At 53.8% G+C, this 16,561-nt stretch carries 11 protein-coding genes; 4 read left to right on the top strand and 7 right to left on the bottom strand.

The window, feature by feature from the left end:
• Positions 1-93: 93 nt before the first annotated feature.
• The 3 genes from ACU688_RS00355 to treP all read right to left on the bottom strand — a co-directional run bounded on the left by ACU688_RS00355 (position 94) and on the right by treP (position 4,598).
• Positions 94-1,314, bottom strand: coding sequence for a maltoporin (locus ACU688_RS00355; protein ID WP_448183270.1), 1,221 nt, complete (start codon positions 1,312-1,314; stop codon positions 94-96).
• A gap of 69 nt (positions 1,315-1,383) precedes the next feature.
• Positions 1,384-3,030: an alpha,alpha-phosphotrehalase gene (treC, locus tag ACU688_RS00350; protein WP_448183269.1), complete on the bottom strand. Its 1,647-nt coding sequence runs from the start codon at positions 3,028-3,030 to the stop codon at positions 1,384-1,386.
• A gap of 125 nt (positions 3,031-3,155) precedes the next feature.
• Positions 3,156-4,598 carry a PTS system trehalose-specific EIIBC component gene (gene treP, locus ACU688_RS00345; protein ID WP_448183268.1) on the bottom strand — a complete coding sequence of 481 codons (1,443 nt, stop codon included), beginning with the start codon at positions 4,596-4,598 and terminating at the stop codon, positions 3,156-3,158.
• A gap of 216 nt (positions 4,599-4,814) precedes the next feature.
• On the opposite strand from treP, the gene treR reads away from it, so the two are divergent.
• The 4 genes from treR (at position 4,815) to ACU688_RS00325 (ending at position 9,655) form a co-directional block, all read left to right on the top strand.
• On the top strand, positions 4,815-5,519 hold the full coding sequence (treR, locus tag ACU688_RS00340; protein WP_448183267.1) for a trehalose operon repressor: 705 nt from the start codon (positions 4,815-4,817) through the stop codon (positions 5,517-5,519).
• Between the two features lie 89 nt (positions 5,520-5,608).
• On the top strand, positions 5,609-6,109 hold the full coding sequence (locus ACU688_RS00335; protein ID WP_448183266.1) for a sigma-70 family RNA polymerase sigma factor: 501 nt from the start codon (positions 5,609-5,611) through the stop codon (positions 6,107-6,109).
• On the top strand, positions 6,109-7,050 hold the full coding sequence (locus ACU688_RS00330) for a FecR domain-containing protein (RefSeq protein ID WP_448183265.1): 942 nt from the start codon (positions 6,109-6,111) through the stop codon (positions 7,048-7,050). Before ACU688_RS00335 ends, ACU688_RS00330 begins: the two co-directional genes overlap by 1 nt.
• Before the next feature lie 115 nt (positions 7,051-7,165).
• A complete protein-coding gene (locus tag ACU688_RS00325; RefSeq protein ID WP_448183264.1) occupies positions 7,166-9,655 on the top strand; it encodes a TonB-dependent siderophore receptor in 2,490 nt (829 codons plus the stop codon).
• 1,117 nt (positions 9,656-10,772) lie between these two features.
• Here the strand turns inward: ACU688_RS00325 and ACU688_RS00320 are convergent.
• From ACU688_RS00320 to ACU688_RS00305, 4 genes are all read right to left on the bottom strand, one after another.
• Complete coding sequence (locus tag ACU688_RS00320) at positions 10,773-11,459, bottom strand: HNH endonuclease (protein ID WP_448183263.1); 687 nt, start codon at positions 11,457-11,459, stop codon at positions 10,773-10,775.
• A complete protein-coding gene (locus ACU688_RS00315) occupies positions 11,456-12,562 on the bottom strand; it encodes an AAA family ATPase (protein ID WP_448183262.1) in 1,107 nt (368 codons plus the stop codon). Before ACU688_RS00315 ends, ACU688_RS00320 begins: the two co-directional genes overlap by 4 nt.
• 402 nt (positions 12,563-12,964) lie before the next feature.
• Positions 12,965-15,235 carry an NACHT domain-containing protein gene (locus ACU688_RS00310; RefSeq protein ID WP_448183261.1) on the bottom strand — a complete coding sequence of 757 codons (2,271 nt, stop codon included), beginning with the start codon at positions 15,233-15,235 and terminating at the stop codon, positions 12,965-12,967.
• Positions 15,235-15,951 carry a PIN domain-containing protein gene (locus ACU688_RS00305; protein WP_448183260.1) on the bottom strand — a complete coding sequence of 239 codons (717 nt, stop codon included), beginning with the start codon at positions 15,949-15,951 and terminating at the stop codon, positions 15,235-15,237. The genes ACU688_RS00310 and ACU688_RS00305 overlap by 1 nt, the downstream gene beginning before the upstream one ends.
• Positions 15,952-16,561: the final 610 nt, after the last annotated feature.

Raw genomic sequence — 16,561 nt, 5'->3', positions numbered from 1 at the left:
ATTGGGTGGAAACATATTTCAGATTCAGCGAGGGCCCCTGTGGGAGCCGGGCTTGCCCGGCTCCCACATAAAGCTCATTCACTTGAAGCCGCGTTACTTCCACCAGTATTCGACCTGCACACCAAAATTCGACCCATGCCGCGCCGTACCGTACGAACCCGTATCAGACAACGCCGAACCCGCCGCCAGCTCATTCGCCGCGCGCTTGGCCGCTTCGTTCCAGGTTGCATAGGTGTAGTACAAACGCACTTCCGGGCGCGCCCAGAAATCCGGGCCTTTGGGCGACCAGGTCGGCGCAAAGGTAAATTTGCTCAGCTTGCGCGTACCGCCGCTGGCATCGACCTGATCATGGCCAAGCTCAGTGACCAGCTTGAACTGCTCGCTGATGGCATACGCCGGGCGCACGCCGACCGACATCCAGGTCTGGTCCTGGCTACCTGGGCGAATATCCTTCTGGTACACCGCCTCGATCTGCCCGCCAAAACGCGGGGTCACCTGCCAGTCGAAAAACTCCACGGCGCGGTAACTCTTGCTGCTGTTATCCAAAAACGTATTGCCGGTGTAACCGAGCCCGGTGCCGGGGCCTTCGCCGTATTGCAAGGCGAACTTGTTCTTGCCACCAAGGAAGGGTTTTTGCACGTGCTGCGCCGTGATCGCCCAACCGCTGTTGGTGTCGCGCCCGCCGGCTTTTTCGATGTAGCTCAAACCCAGCTCCAGCTCGCCACCGGGGTTGGTCTTGAAGCCCGCGACGTTGAAGTCGTGACGGGTGGCGTATTCCTTCTGGTACAGGTTGTCCTTGCGCGAGATCGCGTAGCTGTACTTGAGATCGCCGATGAGCACGTCCTCGATACCGCCGCCCGTGGCGCTCTGGTTCCAGTAGTAGAAGTCGGAGATATGGATGTCGTTACGCTTGTAGTAACGCCGCCCGGCCCAGATCGAGCCGCCGTTGAGGCTGGGCAGGTTGGACCACTGCGCATACATCTGCGGCATGCGCGCCGAGCCGTTGTTCTCGCCCTGGAACTTCAGCTCGCGGTCGTACTTGTTGTACAGCGATGCCATCGCATCAACGCTGAGCACCGAGCCGTCGTCGAGGGTCAGCAGGTCCTGGCGCAATTCCAGCTCGGCGTATTGCTCACATTCGTTGCCCAGGCGGTATTTGGATTGCGCCCCCGGCAACTGGAAACATTGCTGCGGGCCGCTGCCCGTTGACGTCCCCGCGCCACTGCGCAAGTAACCGGCAAATTCCAGGGCCTGAGCGCCAAAGGGCAAGCTCAGACAGGATGCAACGAGGCCCAGCTTTATTGTTGTTTTCATGAAGCACTCCAGTCTTTTTATTATGGTTTTTGCAGCGCCCCGTGCTCCCACACGGGGGTACAACGGGCCTCAATCCTTGAGGTGCAGCACAAACGATTCGTAGGGGCGCAACACCACCGTCGCGGTTTGCTGCGGGCAGTCGGGGTAGTTGCTGATCAGCAGGCGTTGCTCGCTCGTCGCGTTGATCACGTCAGCGGGCAGCTGGATTTCGCAAGGTGTGCCGTAGAAGTTGTTCAGCACCAGCAGGCGCTCGCCGTGACCTTCGCGCAGGTAGGCCCAGACCTGGAGGTGATCTGGCAGCAGTTGGCGGTAAACACCGGCCTGGATCAGCGGTTCATGGCGACGCAAGGCGATCAGCGCGCGGTAGTGATGCAGCACTGAATCCGGGTCATCCAGCTGGCTTTCGACGTTGATCTGCGCCGCGTTCGCCGGGATACCAATCCACGGCTCACCACTGCTGAAACCCGCATTCGCCCCGGCATTCCACTGCATCGGCGTACGCCCGTTATCTCGCGATTTCTGCATGATCGCCGCCATGCTCGACGCTTCGGACTCACCGGCATCGCGCTTGAGGCGGAAGATATTCAGGGTCTCCACATCGCGGTACTGCTCGATGCGGTCGAAGCCCGGGTTGGTCATGCCCAACTCTTCGCCCTGGTACACATACGGCGTGCCCTGGAGGAAGTGCAGCGCGGTGGCGAGCATCTTGGCCGAGACCACGCGATGCTCGCCGTCGTCGCCAAAGCGCGAGACCACGCGCGGCTGGTCGTGGTTGCACCAGAACAACGCGTTCCAGCCGCCGCCGGCCTGCATGCCCAATTGCCAGTCGGAAAAGATCTGCTTGAGCTGGAGGAAATCGAAGTCGGCTTTCACCCACTTTTGCAGGTTCGGATAATCGACTTTCAGGTGATGAAAGTTGAAGGTCATCGACAGCTCTTTCGACGCTGGATTCGAATAACGAATGCAGTGTTCCAGGCTGGTGGACGACATCTCGCCGACGTTGATCAGGTCGTGGCCTTCGAAGACTTCGCGGTGCATTTCCTGCAGGTATTCATGCACGTTGGGGCCGTCGGTGTAGAAGCGCCGGCCGTCGCTGTGGTCTTCGGGGAAATCGGCGGGTTTGGAGATCAGGTTGATCACGTCCAGGCGGAAACCGCCGACGCCCTTGTCACGCCAGAAGCGCATCAGCTTGAACACTTCGGCGCGCACCTTGGGGTTGTCCCAATTGAGGTCGGCCTGGGTGTGGTCAAACAGGTGCAGGAAATACTGGCCGGTTTGCGCCTCGTATTCCCAGGCCGAACCGCCGAACTTGGATTCCCAGTTATTGGGCTGGTCGCGCCAGATGTAGAAGTCGCGGTACGGGTTGTCGAGGCTGCTGCGCGCCTGCTGGAACCACTCGTGTTCGATGGAGGTGTGGTTGACCACGATGTCGAGCATCAGCTTGATGCCGCGCTTGGAGGCTTCGCTGATCAGCAAATCGCAGTCGGCCATGGTGCCGTAGCTGGGGTCGATGGCGTAGTAGTCGCTGATGTCGTAGCCGTTGTCGCGCTGCGGCGAGCGCAGGAACGGGGTGATCCACAGGCAATCGACGCCCAGCCATTGCAGGTAGTCGAGTTTGTCCACGATGCCCAGCAAGTCACCGGTGGCGTTACCCGCGTGGCTGTGGAAGCTTTTGGGGTAGATCTGGTAGATCACCGAGTGTTGCCAGTTTTGCATGGGGATTCCTTCAGTAGAGTTGTGTACTGGCTTTGCGGGCCTCATCGCAGGCAAGCCAGCTCCCACATTTTTGATTTGTGAACACATTCAAAGGTGGGAGCTGGCTTGCCTGCGATAGCGGTAATTCAGGCAACCCTGTACCCAGGCCGAACAATCTTCATGCTCAACCCACAGGTCAAAACAAACGGCACCACGATCGCAATCACCATCCCGATCACAAAACTCGGGATGTACTGCGGAATGATCGAGATAAACCCAGGCAAGCCACCGACACCAATGGCCGACGCCTGCACCTTGTTCAGCGACAAGAAAATACTGCCCAGCGCCGAGCCCAGCAGCGCGGCATAGAACGGAAACTTGAAGCGCAAATTCACCCCGAACATCGCCGGTTCAGTGATGCCGAAATACGCGGAAATCGCCGAGGTGGACGCCATGCTTTTGTCCCGCGCATTGCGGGTCATGTAGAACACCCCGAGCGCGGCGCTGCCCTGGGCCAGGTTGGACATGACGATCATCGGCCAGATAAAGGTGCCGCCCTGGGTGGCGATGAGTTGCAGGTCCACGGCGAGGAACATGTGGTGCATGCCGGTGATCACCAGCGGCGCATACAGCAGGCCGAAAATTGCCCCGCCGACCATTGGCGCCAGGTCGAACAAGGTGACCACGCCTTCGGTGATCAGGATGCCGAGGTGACGGGTCACCGGGCCGATGATCGCCAGCGCCAGCACGCCGGTGACGACGATGGTGGTGATGGGCACGACCAGCAGCTGGATCGCATTGGGCACCCGCGCCCGCAGCCATTTTTCGATGACGCTCATCACATAGGCGGCCATCAGGATCGGCAGGATCTGCCCCTGGTAGCCGACTTTTTCGATCTTGAACCAGCCGAAGATATCGAAGTACGGCAGGCTCTGGCCGTCGAGGCCGGCGACCGCCTTGCCGTAGTTCCAGGCGTTGAGCAGGTCCGGGTGCACCAGCATCAGGCCGAGCACGATGCCGAGGATTTCACTGCCGCCAAACCGCTTGGCCGCCGACCAGCCCACCAGCGCCGGCAGGAACACAAACGAGGTGTTGGCCATCAGGTTGATCAGGCTCCACAGGCCGTCGAGGTTCGGGTACGCCTCCAGCAGCGTCTGGCCCTCGATGAACATGCCCTTGGCGCCCATCAGGTTGTTCACGCCCATCAACAGGCCGGCGATGATCAGCGCGGGCAGGATCGGCATGAACACGTCGGAAAATACCCGCACCAGGCGCTGCATGGCGTTGGTCTTGTCGGCGCCCTTCTTCTTCACATCGGCGATGGTGGCGGCGGCGAGGCCGGTCTGTTCGCGCAGGGCGGCGTAGACCTTTTCCACTTCGCCGGGGCCGATGACTACCTGGAATAGGCCGCCGGTAAAGAACGAGCCCTTGACCAGGTCGACCTGGTTCAGCGCGCTGCTGTTGACCAGGCTCGGGTCCTTGAGCGCCAGGCGCAGGCGCGTCACGCAGTGGGCGGCTTGCTCAAGGTTGTCGCTGCCGCCGAGGTGTTCGAGGATCTCGCGGGCAATATTCGAATAGTCGTGGCTCATGCTTGGTTTCCACTTTGATTTTTTTATTTGGGGGCAGTCATTGGCAGCACGCCGTGGGCAAAAGTACTCGTCTGTACGAGTTAAAGCAATAACTCGTACAGACGAGTTTGAAAAAGTTTATTCCGTGTAGGACCCGACTGACTGTAGGTCGAATGGACAAACCCCACCCATGCCACTAAGGTTCCTGCCTGAACGCAAAGGCACAGAGCCATCCCCATGAGCAAATACAACCAGATCTACACGGATCTGCTTGCCAGCATCACCACCGAACGCCTGCAACGCGGCACGCGCCTTCCCTCCGAAACCGAACTGATGCACAGCTACCAGGCCAGCCGTGGCACCGTGCGCCGGGCCATCGAGCAATTGCAGGAGCGTGGGTTCGCGCAAAAGATCCACGGCAAGGGCACCTTCGTGTTGTCGCCCAACCCCATCGAGTTCCAACTGGGCGGCATCGTCAGCTTCTACGAAACCCACGCCGACCTGGGCGATGACGTACGCACCGAAGTGGTCGAATTTAGCCAATTCCCCCTGGAAGGCTCATTGCAGCAACATATCGAAGCCGAGCCGGGCACCCTGATTACCCGCATCAAACGGGTGCGGCGTATTGGCGGCAAACGGGTGATCCTCGACATCAACCACTTCGTCGCCGAGCTGATTCCGGGGCTGGACCGCGAGATTGCCGAGCAGTCGATCTACGCGTTTATCGAACAGACCCTGCAACTGCAAATCGCCTACGCCCAACGCACCATCGAAGCCCTGCCCCGCAGCAAGGACGACCAGGCGCACCTTGACCTCGAAGGGCAAAGCCATGTGATCGTGGTGAGTAACCAGACGTTTTTGCAGGATGGCCGGCAGTTTGAATACACCGAGTCGCGGCATACGTTGGATAAGTTTTACTTTTCGGATATTGCGCGGCGCTGACGGCGTTCCCTCGGGAATGATCTTGCGCAAATCCATCGCGGGCCAGACAATGCGATTCATTATCAATTGAACCATTGGTTTTGCCGCTCATGCCCGCTCCCGATCCTTGCGCCCTGCACGTGCTGTACAGCGAACACAATGGCTGGCTGAAAAGCTGGTTGCGCGCCCGTATGGGTAACGCCAGCGATGCGGCGGACCTGGCCCAGGATACTTTCGTACGCCTGTTGACCTCCCGTGATGTCGAACAAATCCGCGAGCCGCGCACCTATCTGAGCGCCATTGCCCGCGCGCTGATGATCGACAAGTTCCGCCGACGCGCCCTTGAGCAGGCCTACCTCGAAGCCCTGGCCTTGCGTGCGGAGCCGCTGGATATCTCACCCGAAACACGCCTGATGATCCTGGAAACCCTGGTGGCGATCGACAGCATGCTCGACGGCCTCGGCGAGCGCACACGGCAGATCTTCCTTGCCGTGCAGTTGGAGGGCTTGAGTTATGTGGCCACCGGCGAACGCCTCGGCGTCTCGGTGACCACCGTCAAGAAACACGTGATCCGTGCCATGACCCACTGCCTGCTGCTGACGGAAGACTGATGGCCACGCCCTTGGACCTGCCCACCCTCGAAGCCGCTGCCACCTGGTATGTGCGCCTCAACAGCACGCCGCCGACCGAGGCCGACCACCAGGCCTGGCGTCAGTGGCTGGCGGCCAACCCACAGCACGCACGGGCCTGGGCCCGCGTGGAAAAATTGCAAAGCCAGTGGGCCAGGCTACCGGCCGATGTTTCCCTGTCCACCCTGGCCGGGGTCAAGGCGCGCCGCCGCGCAGTGCTCAAGACCCTTGGCCTGTTGCTGGCGGTGAGCGGCAGTGGCTGGCTGGCCGCCGGGCACCTGCCGTACCCGGCGATGCTGGCCGATCAACGCACCGCCACCGGCCAGCGTCGCCACCTGCGCCTGGACGACGGCAGCCAGTTGGACCTCAATACCGACAGCGCCATCGACATTGCCTTCAACGCCGAACTGCGCCTGATCCGCCTGCATCGCGGCGAGATCCTCGTGGAGACCGCCCGCGACAGCCGCCCGTTTATCGTCGAGGCGCCCCAAGGCAGCGTACGCGCGCTGGGCACCCGCTTTATCGTGCGCTGCGGGCCGACCGTCACCGACGTGTGCGTGCTGGATAAAGCCGTAGAGCTGCGCCCGTTGAATCATCCGTCACGCGTGCTGCGCCTGGATGCTGGCCAGCAGGCCCATTTCGACCGCGACCAGATCAGCGCCGCAACCCTCGCCCCGCCGGGCGCCGGCGCCTGGAGCCAAGGCATGCTGACGGTGATCGACTGGCGCCTGGCGGACTTTATCGCCGAACTCAGCCGCTATCGCCCGGGCGTGCTGCGCTGCGCACCAGCGATTGCCAACCTGCGTCTGAGTGGCGCGTTCCGCATCGATGACACCGATACCATCCTGGAAAACCTCAGCCAGTCGCTGCCGGTGAGCGTGCGTTTCGTCACGCGCTATTGGGCCAGCGTCGAAGCCGCCTGAAGTTTTTTGCGAATAATTCCCATCAAGGGTTGCCGATTCCAATTTTCGTTCGGCCATGTACAGGAAAGCAGCGATCACGACTGCTCCCCTGCCCTGCCAACGGAAGGAAACCTGTATGTCACGATTCACCCTCAACGCCGCCCGGCCGCTCGCCCACGCCGTTCACCTGGCGGTGGCGCTCGGTGTCTTTTCGGCCTTGAGCCTGGCACCGACCCACGCACTGGCGCAAAACCAGAGCCATGCCTACCAGATCAATGCAGGGTCGCTCGGCGCGGCCCTGAGCCTGTTTGCCACGGCGGCGAATGTCACGTTGTCGTTCAGCGTCGAGCAGACCCAAGGCATGACCACGCCGGGGCTGACCGGCACTTACAGCATCGACGAAGGCCTGGCACGCCTGCTCGCCGGCAGTGGCCTGCAAGCGCAGCGCCAGGCCAACGGTGCCTATGTGCTGGTGCCGGCTGCCAAGGGTGACGCACTGCAATTGGGCGCCACCACCATCTCCGGCCTGGGCTTGGGGGCGATCAGCGAGAACAGCGGTTCCTACACCACCGGGTCCACCAGCACGGCGACCAAGCTGAACCTGAGCCTGAAAGAAACACCGCAGTCGGTCAGCGTCATGACCCGCCAACGCATCGACGACCAGAACCTCAACAGCATCGGCGCGGTGCTGGAACAGACTGCGGGGATCAACGTGCAAAGTCCCGGCAGCGACCGGCTGTATGTGTTCTCCCGTGGCCTGGCCATCGACAACTACCAATACGACGGCATGCCCACCACCTCATTTGCGTTCAGCCAGGCGTTGCCGCAGGCGCTGTCGGATATGGCGATCTACGACCACATCGAAGTGCTGCGCGGCGCTTCCGGTTTGCTGTCGGGCACGGGCGATCCTTCCGGCACAGTCAACATGATCCGCAAGAAACCCACCGCGACTTTCCAGGGTTACGTCAGTGCAGGCCTTGGCTCGTGGGATCAATATCGCAGTGAAGTCGACGTCTCCGGCCCGTTGACGCCTACCGGCAACCTACGCGGGCGAGCGGTGGCGGCCTATTCCCAAGGCAACAGCTTTACCGATCACCTGCAGACGGAAAAAACCATCGTCTACGCCGTGATGGAAGCCGACCTGAGCGATAACACCTTGTTGACGGTCGGTGCCGAATACCTCAACAACGACCCGCGTGGTTTCTCCACCACCGGGCTGCCACTGCTGGACAACAAGGGCAATCGCCTGAGCACCTCACGCAGCGACAACCCGGCCAGCCGCGACAGCACCAACCGCCAGGAATCGGTAAATGCCTTCGCCTCCATCGAGCACAAACTCGATCACGACTGGAGCTTGAAGGTCTCCGCCAACTCCATGTACGGCACCCGGGACTACGATTCGATCACCGTCGGCACCACCACCGGTTTCGTCAACGCGCAAACCGGCAACGGCCTGAGCTACACCGCGACCAAAGGTGACAACACCCAGAAACAACAGGGCCTCGACGTGATGCTCTCCGGCCCCTACCAACTGCTGGGCCGGGAACATGAACTGGTGATGGGCTTCAACTACCAGAGCTACGAAAACCGCCGCAACGGCTACGGCAACCTGATGGCCGACGGCAGCAACAACAATGGCGTCAGCGGCAAGCCGGTGAATATCTACAGCTGGAATAACTACGCGCCCAACGCGACCTATAACTTCAACCGCGAAGACGACGACATCGACCAATGGCAAAACGGCGCCTACCTGGCGACGCGCTTGAAGCCGGTCGACGACCTCTCGGTGATCCTCGGCGCCCGCGTCAGCAACTACCGCTACGACGCGCTGTTTCATTACCACGTCGCCAGCCTGCAGCCGTACAACACCGACGACACCGTGCGCATCAACGGCAAGGTCACGCCCTATGCCGGCGTGGTGTATGACCTCACGCCCAACCACTCGGTCTACGCCAGCTACACCAGCATCTTCAAGCCACAGGCGTACCGCAACACCAGCGGCCATTTGCTGGACCCGCGTGAAGGCGATAACTACGAGATCGGTTTGAAGAGTGACTACTACAACGGCCGCCTGAACACGGCCATTGCGTTGTTCGAAGTGGACCTGGAGAACGACGCGATTGCCGATGGCACAGTGGCCGGCAACGACCTCGTCACCGCCTATGCGGCGAAAAAGACCAAGACCCGCGGCATCGACATGGAAGCCAGCGGCGAACTGCTGCCGGACTGGAACCTCAACGCCAGCTACAGCCACAGCGTGGTCAAGGACGCCGATAACGAGCGCGTCAAAACCATCATCCCGGCCGACATGATGAAGGTCTGGACCACCTACCGCCTGCCCGGCGAGCTGGACCGCCTGACCGTCGGCGGCGGCGTGAACTGGCAAAGCGGCATTCACATGACGGTAAGCAATTGGCAACTGCCGGCCTCGACCAAGGTCAAGCAAGGCGACTACGCCACCGTGAACCTGATGGCCCGCTACCAACTGACGCCGCAGTGGTCGGCCACCGGTACGCTGAACAACCTGTTCGACAAGAAATACATCAGCTCGCTGGACGAGAACTTTCGCAGTGGCTCGTACGGGGCGCCGCGGAACTTTATGTTGACGACCAAGTACGCGTTCTGAGGCAGCCCCGAACCGCTGCCTTCGAGGACAAACTCAAGAAAAACAAAACCCCGGCACCAGGCCGGGGTTTTGTTGTTCAGCATTCACCTGCTAGCGCAGGATCATTCCCACTCTATTATCAACAAGCAACAAAAGTCTTTTATTATTAGTGGATTACCAATGATAGGTATCAAAAAACCATGAAATATGCCATGTTGATTATATAGGCAGCAGCTCGCGTTCTACACCGGGGACACTCCACCAGCGACCATGACTGAGCGTCTGTATCTTGGTGTTGTAGCTGATAAATACTGATCCAGTAGAAACTGCTTCATCGATTCAAAACTGAGGCGCGTACTTTACTGCTTCTGCTAACTTTTCGAGCCGGCCCCCTGCTGTTTTTGGTGCGAGTTTCCTACGACACATCTGAGGATGCTCAACAAAAATCTGGACTCGACTGGGTCTTGGATAAACGAGTCATTGAGCTGATTCAGCAAAACCTAAGCTCAGTCCAACGAGGAGCAGAACTCTGAGGCGCTTCTGCGGAAGGCCGAAAATGGCAACTTTCGATCTTCTCGAACTTGGACTATCAGATACCAGCATCGTGCCTCGCGCTTAAGTCGATTTGCAGATCAGCGCTTCGATCTGTCCGGGTCGGACTTCGGCTCGACGTAGCTTGAACAAATCCAGTACGAAATGCCAATCGTTGCTGCGTCCAGGGCAGATACAACTGTCTGATCGTTCCATACTGCTCAGACGTACTGCCAGATAAGCGCTCCTCCCTTACGGCTTTGTCCCCGCGCTTAACGGGGGGGCCTGGCCAGTGTCAAGCCTCCACTGAGGATTCCAGAATGTACCAGTCGAGAAAACTCAAGATCGGATAGCCAGTCCGTAAAGATATTCAATGTCCTTCCCTTGATGGTGCCACTGCTACTAACTGAGTTCCTTCTTAACGTTAGGCCTTCCACATGGTTCTAGGGGAGCAAATGCTTTTGATACCATATCGGTATTACCCGACCTCTCGATGACTGTATCGATCTTTCAGCGAGACTAGCGACCTATCAAGTAAACCTCAAAGGCTACCTCCAACAAATCCTTAAGCAATTTTTTCAGACAACAAATTCTGACTAAAAAATTTTCAAATATTTGCCACTAACGTCTGCAGCAACTTCTTGACGGTATCGGAATTGGCATTACGATTTGACTGAACATACTGACCTAGCTTTTGAGCAGCTAGAGCGACCACGGGATTTGCTGTCGCCTTCACCTCAAACTCGCTAACTTCTTGTAAAAGTGAAGAGCAAAGTTTTATACCTGCGGGCGTCTTACCCAAATAGGCACGAAAGTACAAATGATTTGTCTGAACAACTAAACGCTCAACGTGATCAGCAAACGAATCATGACGCGGATGAAAACATCCCCACGCCCCTGAGTACTGGTGATAATTTTTTGCAAAGGGCGCAGATATTACATAAAAATCAAGCGCAGCCTTAAGCATATTACATGTCACGCAAACCCGAACAAGGTTATCTTCAACAAATGTAAATTGCGGATAGATAGAGGCCGGCAGTATATGATCGATATTTGAGTTTTTATTGTGAAAAATTCTATCCTGACAATATCCGCAACGATCTGATAGCCCATGCACATATTCAGTGACCGCATAGTATATTCGTTTTCCAACGGCCCCATCATTATAAAGAGTGCTCCACAAGTTGTGTGTACCTGCAAGCGACTCACGGTAATACTTGAAAGCCATTTTTATTGCTTCTTTACGCTTCGCCTTCTGTGAATACAATTTATTAATAATAATCAAAAGCTTCATTCTTTATCATCCGACGGACTCGCATGCAGCCCATCACGTTTTGGCATCGCGACTAAATCCCTGATAGCCATTTCAAAATCTTCCAACGTACTCTGAATAAACTCGTTATCCTCTTCAGTGTGAGATGCGTACTTGAGTTCTTCCCTAAACCTCTCAACAGATGTAAGGGGCTCAAAAGGGGCCAACCCTTCCTCGGAGTCATCTAGACCTTCTCCACTTAGGTGGTCAACTACACGAGTGACAATCGCAGCAAGCTCCTCAAAGACATATTTATTATCCGGGGTGAGCGTATTAAAACTTTTAAACAGGATCCGCTCAACATTAAATTCTTGACTTGAAATTTTAAAAAGAGTGCCATTTAACAAACTATAACAATCAGCACCAGCCTTGAGCGCACTAGAAATAATTACTGGTGAATGAGTAGCTATATAACAGCCAACCCCACTTCTCAAGGACAGTAACGAATGAAATAATTCTGGCCACTTGATTTGCCACTCAACATGCAAGCTAACTTCCGGCTCATCAATAAAGTAGCAAACACTGTCTTCGATTGAAGCAACTACCTTCAGGGCCGTTGTAATAATGTACTGCTCTCCGGAACTCAACGCAGAAAAAGTATATGGTACGCCACTTTTATAAAAAATAATCTCAAAAGGCCGTTCTTTCGCATAAATCGTTTCTGCATTCAACGATACAAATTTTTTTGTCAACTCTTGGGTTTCGAATGGCTTCGTAGTAGAGTTCTTCTTCTTTTTATAACCAATACCAACTTTTCTGTCAAAATCAATCAACTCAAGAAACTTGTCGAATTCGACACTTAGTTCTGCATTAAGGACAGACAGATAAAGTAATACTGAATTTGCAGCGAGAGTACCATTGTGTGTACCGTTTCCAACAGTGCGATTTCCTAAATAACGGTAGTATCCGTTGGCCGTCGCCCTAACCTGGGATCGAAACTTAAACTTGTCGGATACACCCGAGGCGATAACTACGACTTTCCGCGTATCACAAAGTCGTTGCGCGTTTTCTTCTAACGAGCGACTTTTTCCTGATCCGTTATTACCGATAATGTAAGTAAACTTACTGCTTTCTGGAAATTTCATAATTTTCAGTAATGGTCATTTAATAAAATACCTATAAATAATCATGTAATAAGCCGTAGCTCGGCATACAGACTAGAGTTAGGACTCTGCATCTGTAGCTTAATTACATAACCTCGTTCGAACGCATCACCTTCTGTCGTAATAGGATAGGCAATTCGTCAGAATCACCTCTCGAGAGCACTGGGAAACTGCTGAGCAGTAAACTAGTCACGTGGACGACTACTCATCAGGTCTCTCCCTTTCAAATGAGCGAGCAGATCAAGGCTATGCGATGCAGCGCGACGTCCTATCAATGTCAACTCCCCGAGCCCATGGCGCTGAGATCCAGAGGGCCCGCCCGCCTAGGCTAAAGCGGGCGTCCCCCAGATTCCATCTAGCAATGAGATAGCTTAACGGAGACTATTACTTATTGAATCCAGAGATGAATTTCTCATAAGAACCTTGAGCTCCAGCAAGATGAGTATTGAGAGACTGCAATGGACGACCCAATTTAAATCGTCGCTGCTGACCAGATCCTCTATTTTCAATTTCCTCTACAACTTTTGTAGAGACCAGGTCAGGCAAGGTATAGTCAATAAATGTCTGCCCTCTATCGCCAAGCTTTATTTTAATTACCGACTCACTAATATGGGTACTGCGCATGAAATATCGAAGTAGTTTTTCGACACTTACAAGTCTTTCATCCATAGACAGCGACTCAACATCAACTGCCTCAGCCGGCTCTCCGTTTTTAAAACTTGAGTTTTGCTTTTCTAAGAACAACTGGATAGCATTTGGCTCCCAGATTTCAAGCGCAGAATCTTCAATACGAATAGAATCGATAGCGCATGACACGAAAGAGTTGTTATGCAATTTAGTAGACATATAAATTCTCAACTGACCGAACGTACAGCTTTCGAACTGACATGAGATAATTTCAGTAAACTCGTAACTACTATGAGAAAAGTAGCAATTAATAAAAATTACATTTTCCAGCTTACAATCCCGTATAGAATCAACCCCAAAAACCATATCCTCTAAAACGAGACCCTTGGAATCAATCTCGCTAATCAATCTAAGCACCAGATTCCCACAGTTTTCTTTCGTGTAGGAGGCCTGACCATCAAGCTTACTAATAGAGGCTAAAAACTGAGCGACCTCTAGTATCTTGCCCTGTCCCTCTCTCTTAACACTACGAATAAATTCAAACTGGGAGTTTTCGGGCAAAATACCTCTGCGTAATACACTCAAAGTTTCCGAGGTTGCGCTCTTATTCAGGGGTAGCACGATACGAGCAAGACCGTCGCCTAAAAAGTATTGACGAAACTCATCATGATCAAATTCTATCGCTAAACTTATGTCAGAAGAGGCAACAAGCAGCGCATGTCCTCGAATTCGATCGCGAACCTGTTGAGCTTGTAAAGATGACTTACGCTTTAACTCACAGAAGTACTCAGCAACGACATCGAGATGATCTTGTTTCAAATACTCGATTCGGCTTTCCCACATATTTACGGCAATTAATGAAAGAAGCTCACAGTGTTCCTCCACTGTAATTAAAGTGGCTCCCATTTCACCAGATCTGTCTATCCACTTTTCATTTGCTTCACGTTCGATGATACTTCGAACGAAGACAGAGAAGAAATCCGATCCAGAGGCGTGTATTTTCTCGATGAAATTTTCAAGCGAGGAACTTTGCTGTGCAATATCTACCAAGCGTCGAACCAAAACAGGGCGTGTCAACAAAGAATGGTCCGCCCCCAACCGATCAGCGACACGTTGATAAATCTCGTCCGCGTTCTTCAAGTTACGATTAGAGCAATATTGCAAAAATTGAGTTTGTTCCCATCTATTTAACTCAAGCTTCGAAAACCCTACAGAGTAGCTACTAATTGTATCGTAGAGTTTTTCTTGTGACCTCAAATTTTCGAATTCAAAGTATGCTTTTCGTGCAGCGACCACTACAGCGCCAGTAGAATTCAGTGCGCCGACTAGAATGCCCATAGCAGAGAGGGCTTCTCCAGAACTATTCTCAACGAACATCTCTTCAAAACCATCAAACGCTGGAACAATAACTCCCATTCTGACAAGAGCAAGAAATGAGTTATAGTACAGAAATGGAAATCGATATTTGTTTTGCAAAGCACCTACAGTGATATCATCAAATCGCAGGAAATGTCTGCCACCGAGTATAATTGGAACTAGGAGCCAATTTGCTCGTCCTTCAGAAAACTCTTTTGCCTGCTTTCGTGCAGCGGCATTAATAAGTGATGTTTTCCCTTCCCCTGCATCGCTTGTGACATAAAGAACTGTTGTCTCTAAAGGACTTTTCGTATCCAGCGCGCTAAGGGCTTCATTAAGCGCATCCGCAACATGAAAGGCCTGACCATCAGGCCGCGACTCTAAAGTAGGTAATAAATCTGCTGCAGGTGAAACAAAATTAGGGTGACTTGGTATTTGCTCGAGAATACGCGAACTTAAAAGCTGCAACTTAGCTAGCCTTTCTACTATCCACCTGCTAGCAGAAATTTCTCCCGCCCCCTCATCGACATAGATATCACCAAACCTTGATGAAATACCAGCATCAACGACATCTCCATTAATAGGAAACATCATACGATGACGGTCAAAAATTATTTCGGAACCAGGATCTGCGAAAGTTGCGACAATAGACTTAAATGTATCAATCTGCATTATTGTATTCCTAGTTCAATAAGAGTGGAAGCGCCAACCTTTATGGGCAGCAACGCATTACTCATATTCGGATGCACTCGTATAATTTTCGCCCCTCTCATTAGCAAAGTTCTAATTGGTGGCAAAAAGTCATCATCCGCACTTAGTATAAAGAGAAAGTCATATTTCTGATCAGAAAGATATATAAGATCACATGTCAACATCGTATCAACTAGTTTTTGCTCATGCCTGTATACTAAAGAGGAACCGCCGGTCACACACCCTAATGTTGGGCAACTCCCTTTTTGCAAAAGCTTTTTTGCTAAAGGCAATGGACATGTGGAAGTACTGCAACCGACAGACGCGGGTGTCTCAACGCGAATATTGCTCGGACGGCCTTTTCTGCGATATGTATTAAATAACTGATGACCTGGCTCTTCCAACAGCGATACAGCGAGCTCGGCTGTTGTCATGAATATTACTACGCCTCCTCGCTCACTAGGTACGCGTAATACCGCTGGAAATTCACTTTGAATTTTAACCGAAAGCTGTTGCGATAAAACGCTCAGATCATCACCTTCATACCAACCACCGTAAAGCCGCACCTCACAACTTGCAATACCTGGAGGGAACATTCCAGACGCTTGAATTAATGTTTTTTGCACAACATCTAAAATCCCGGACGACTTTTGGAGTGGACTCAGGTTGTCATAATCAACACACATAGTTATCTTCATTAAAAAATTTCGCCTGAAGACAAGTAGGGCACTTTTGAAAGGAAGTAATGTTTTAGATAAGCACTACGAGAGAATTGTAGATTTTTGATGGTCGTCCGCTTTTCGCAGTGAACGGCAGTGTTGCCATTATCTTCAGGACAGGCGTGATCTGTACGGTGGCAATGCATAGGATCCCTCCAAGCGGCTTATCCAGTTTTTTTGAAAACTCTTGGTTCAGCTTACCACGTCGTTCAGCGTGTGCCATAGGAAAGCCATCACGTCCAGTCATGTACCTAGATACGCCAGATCTGGGTCTCAGGATTCGTCCTTGCATGGTTTAGCCTATGAATAGCCATAATTCAACGAATTAAATTTGATCTTTATCAATAGACGCCGCTACGACAAGCCTTCGTTGGACTCTTTCTTTCCAATCCGCGGCAGCGGATGTAGGCCTCGCAGAGCAAGATACGTCGAAGCGAAGGCGAGTAAGGCAGGTGGTGGAGGCCCTAGCTGCGGAGCAGCGTAGGCCTACAACACACATCTTGCCGCCCCGTTGGAAGCGATTCAATGCGATTCAAAACACGCCCCCCCCTCAATCAAGTTAAATTTCTATAAATCGCATACAGCCGCA

This window comes from Pseudomonas acericola (SeqCode) (assembly GCF_053456465.1).
This window is presented reverse-complemented; position numbering and strand designations above follow the sequence as displayed.

What these genes read in the sequence shown, in the direction of transcription:
- ACU688_RS00355 (WP_448183270.1), bottom strand. Translation starts at nt 1,314, where the DNA reads ATGAAAACAACAATAAAGCTGGGCCTCGTTGCATCCTGTCTGAGCTTG.
- treC (WP_448183269.1), bottom strand. Translation starts at nt 3,030, where the DNA reads ATGCAAAACTGGCAACACTCGGTGATCTACCAGATCTACCCCAAAAGC.
- treP (WP_448183268.1), bottom strand. Translation starts at nt 4,598, where the DNA reads ATGAGCCACGACTATTCGAATATTGCCCGCGAGATCCTCGAACACCTC.
- treR (WP_448183267.1), top strand. Translation starts at nt 4,815, where the DNA reads ATGAGCAAATACAACCAGATCTACACGGATCTGCTTGCCAGCATCACC.
- ACU688_RS00335 (WP_448183266.1), top strand. Translation starts at nt 5,609, where the DNA reads ATGCCCGCTCCCGATCCTTGCGCCCTGCACGTGCTGTACAGCGAACAC.
- ACU688_RS00330 (WP_448183265.1), top strand. Translation starts at nt 6,109, where the DNA reads ATGGCCACGCCCTTGGACCTGCCCACCCTCGAAGCCGCTGCCACCTGG.
- ACU688_RS00325 (WP_448183264.1), top strand. Translation starts at nt 7,166, where the DNA reads ATGTCACGATTCACCCTCAACGCCGCCCGGCCGCTCGCCCACGCCGTT.
- ACU688_RS00320 (WP_448183263.1), bottom strand. Translation starts at nt 11,459, where the DNA reads ATGAAGCTTTTGATTATTATTAATAAATTGTATTCACAGAAGGCGAAG.
- ACU688_RS00315 (WP_448183262.1), bottom strand. Translation starts at nt 12,562, where the DNA reads ATGAAATTTCCAGAAAGCAGTAAGTTTACTTACATTATCGGTAATAAC.
- ACU688_RS00310 (WP_448183261.1), bottom strand. Translation starts at nt 15,235, where the DNA reads ATGCAGATTGATACATTTAAGTCTATTGTCGCAACTTTCGCAGATCCT.
- ACU688_RS00305 (WP_448183260.1), bottom strand. Translation starts at nt 15,951, where the DNA reads ATGAAGATAACTATGTGTGTTGATTATGACAACCTGAGTCCACTCCAA.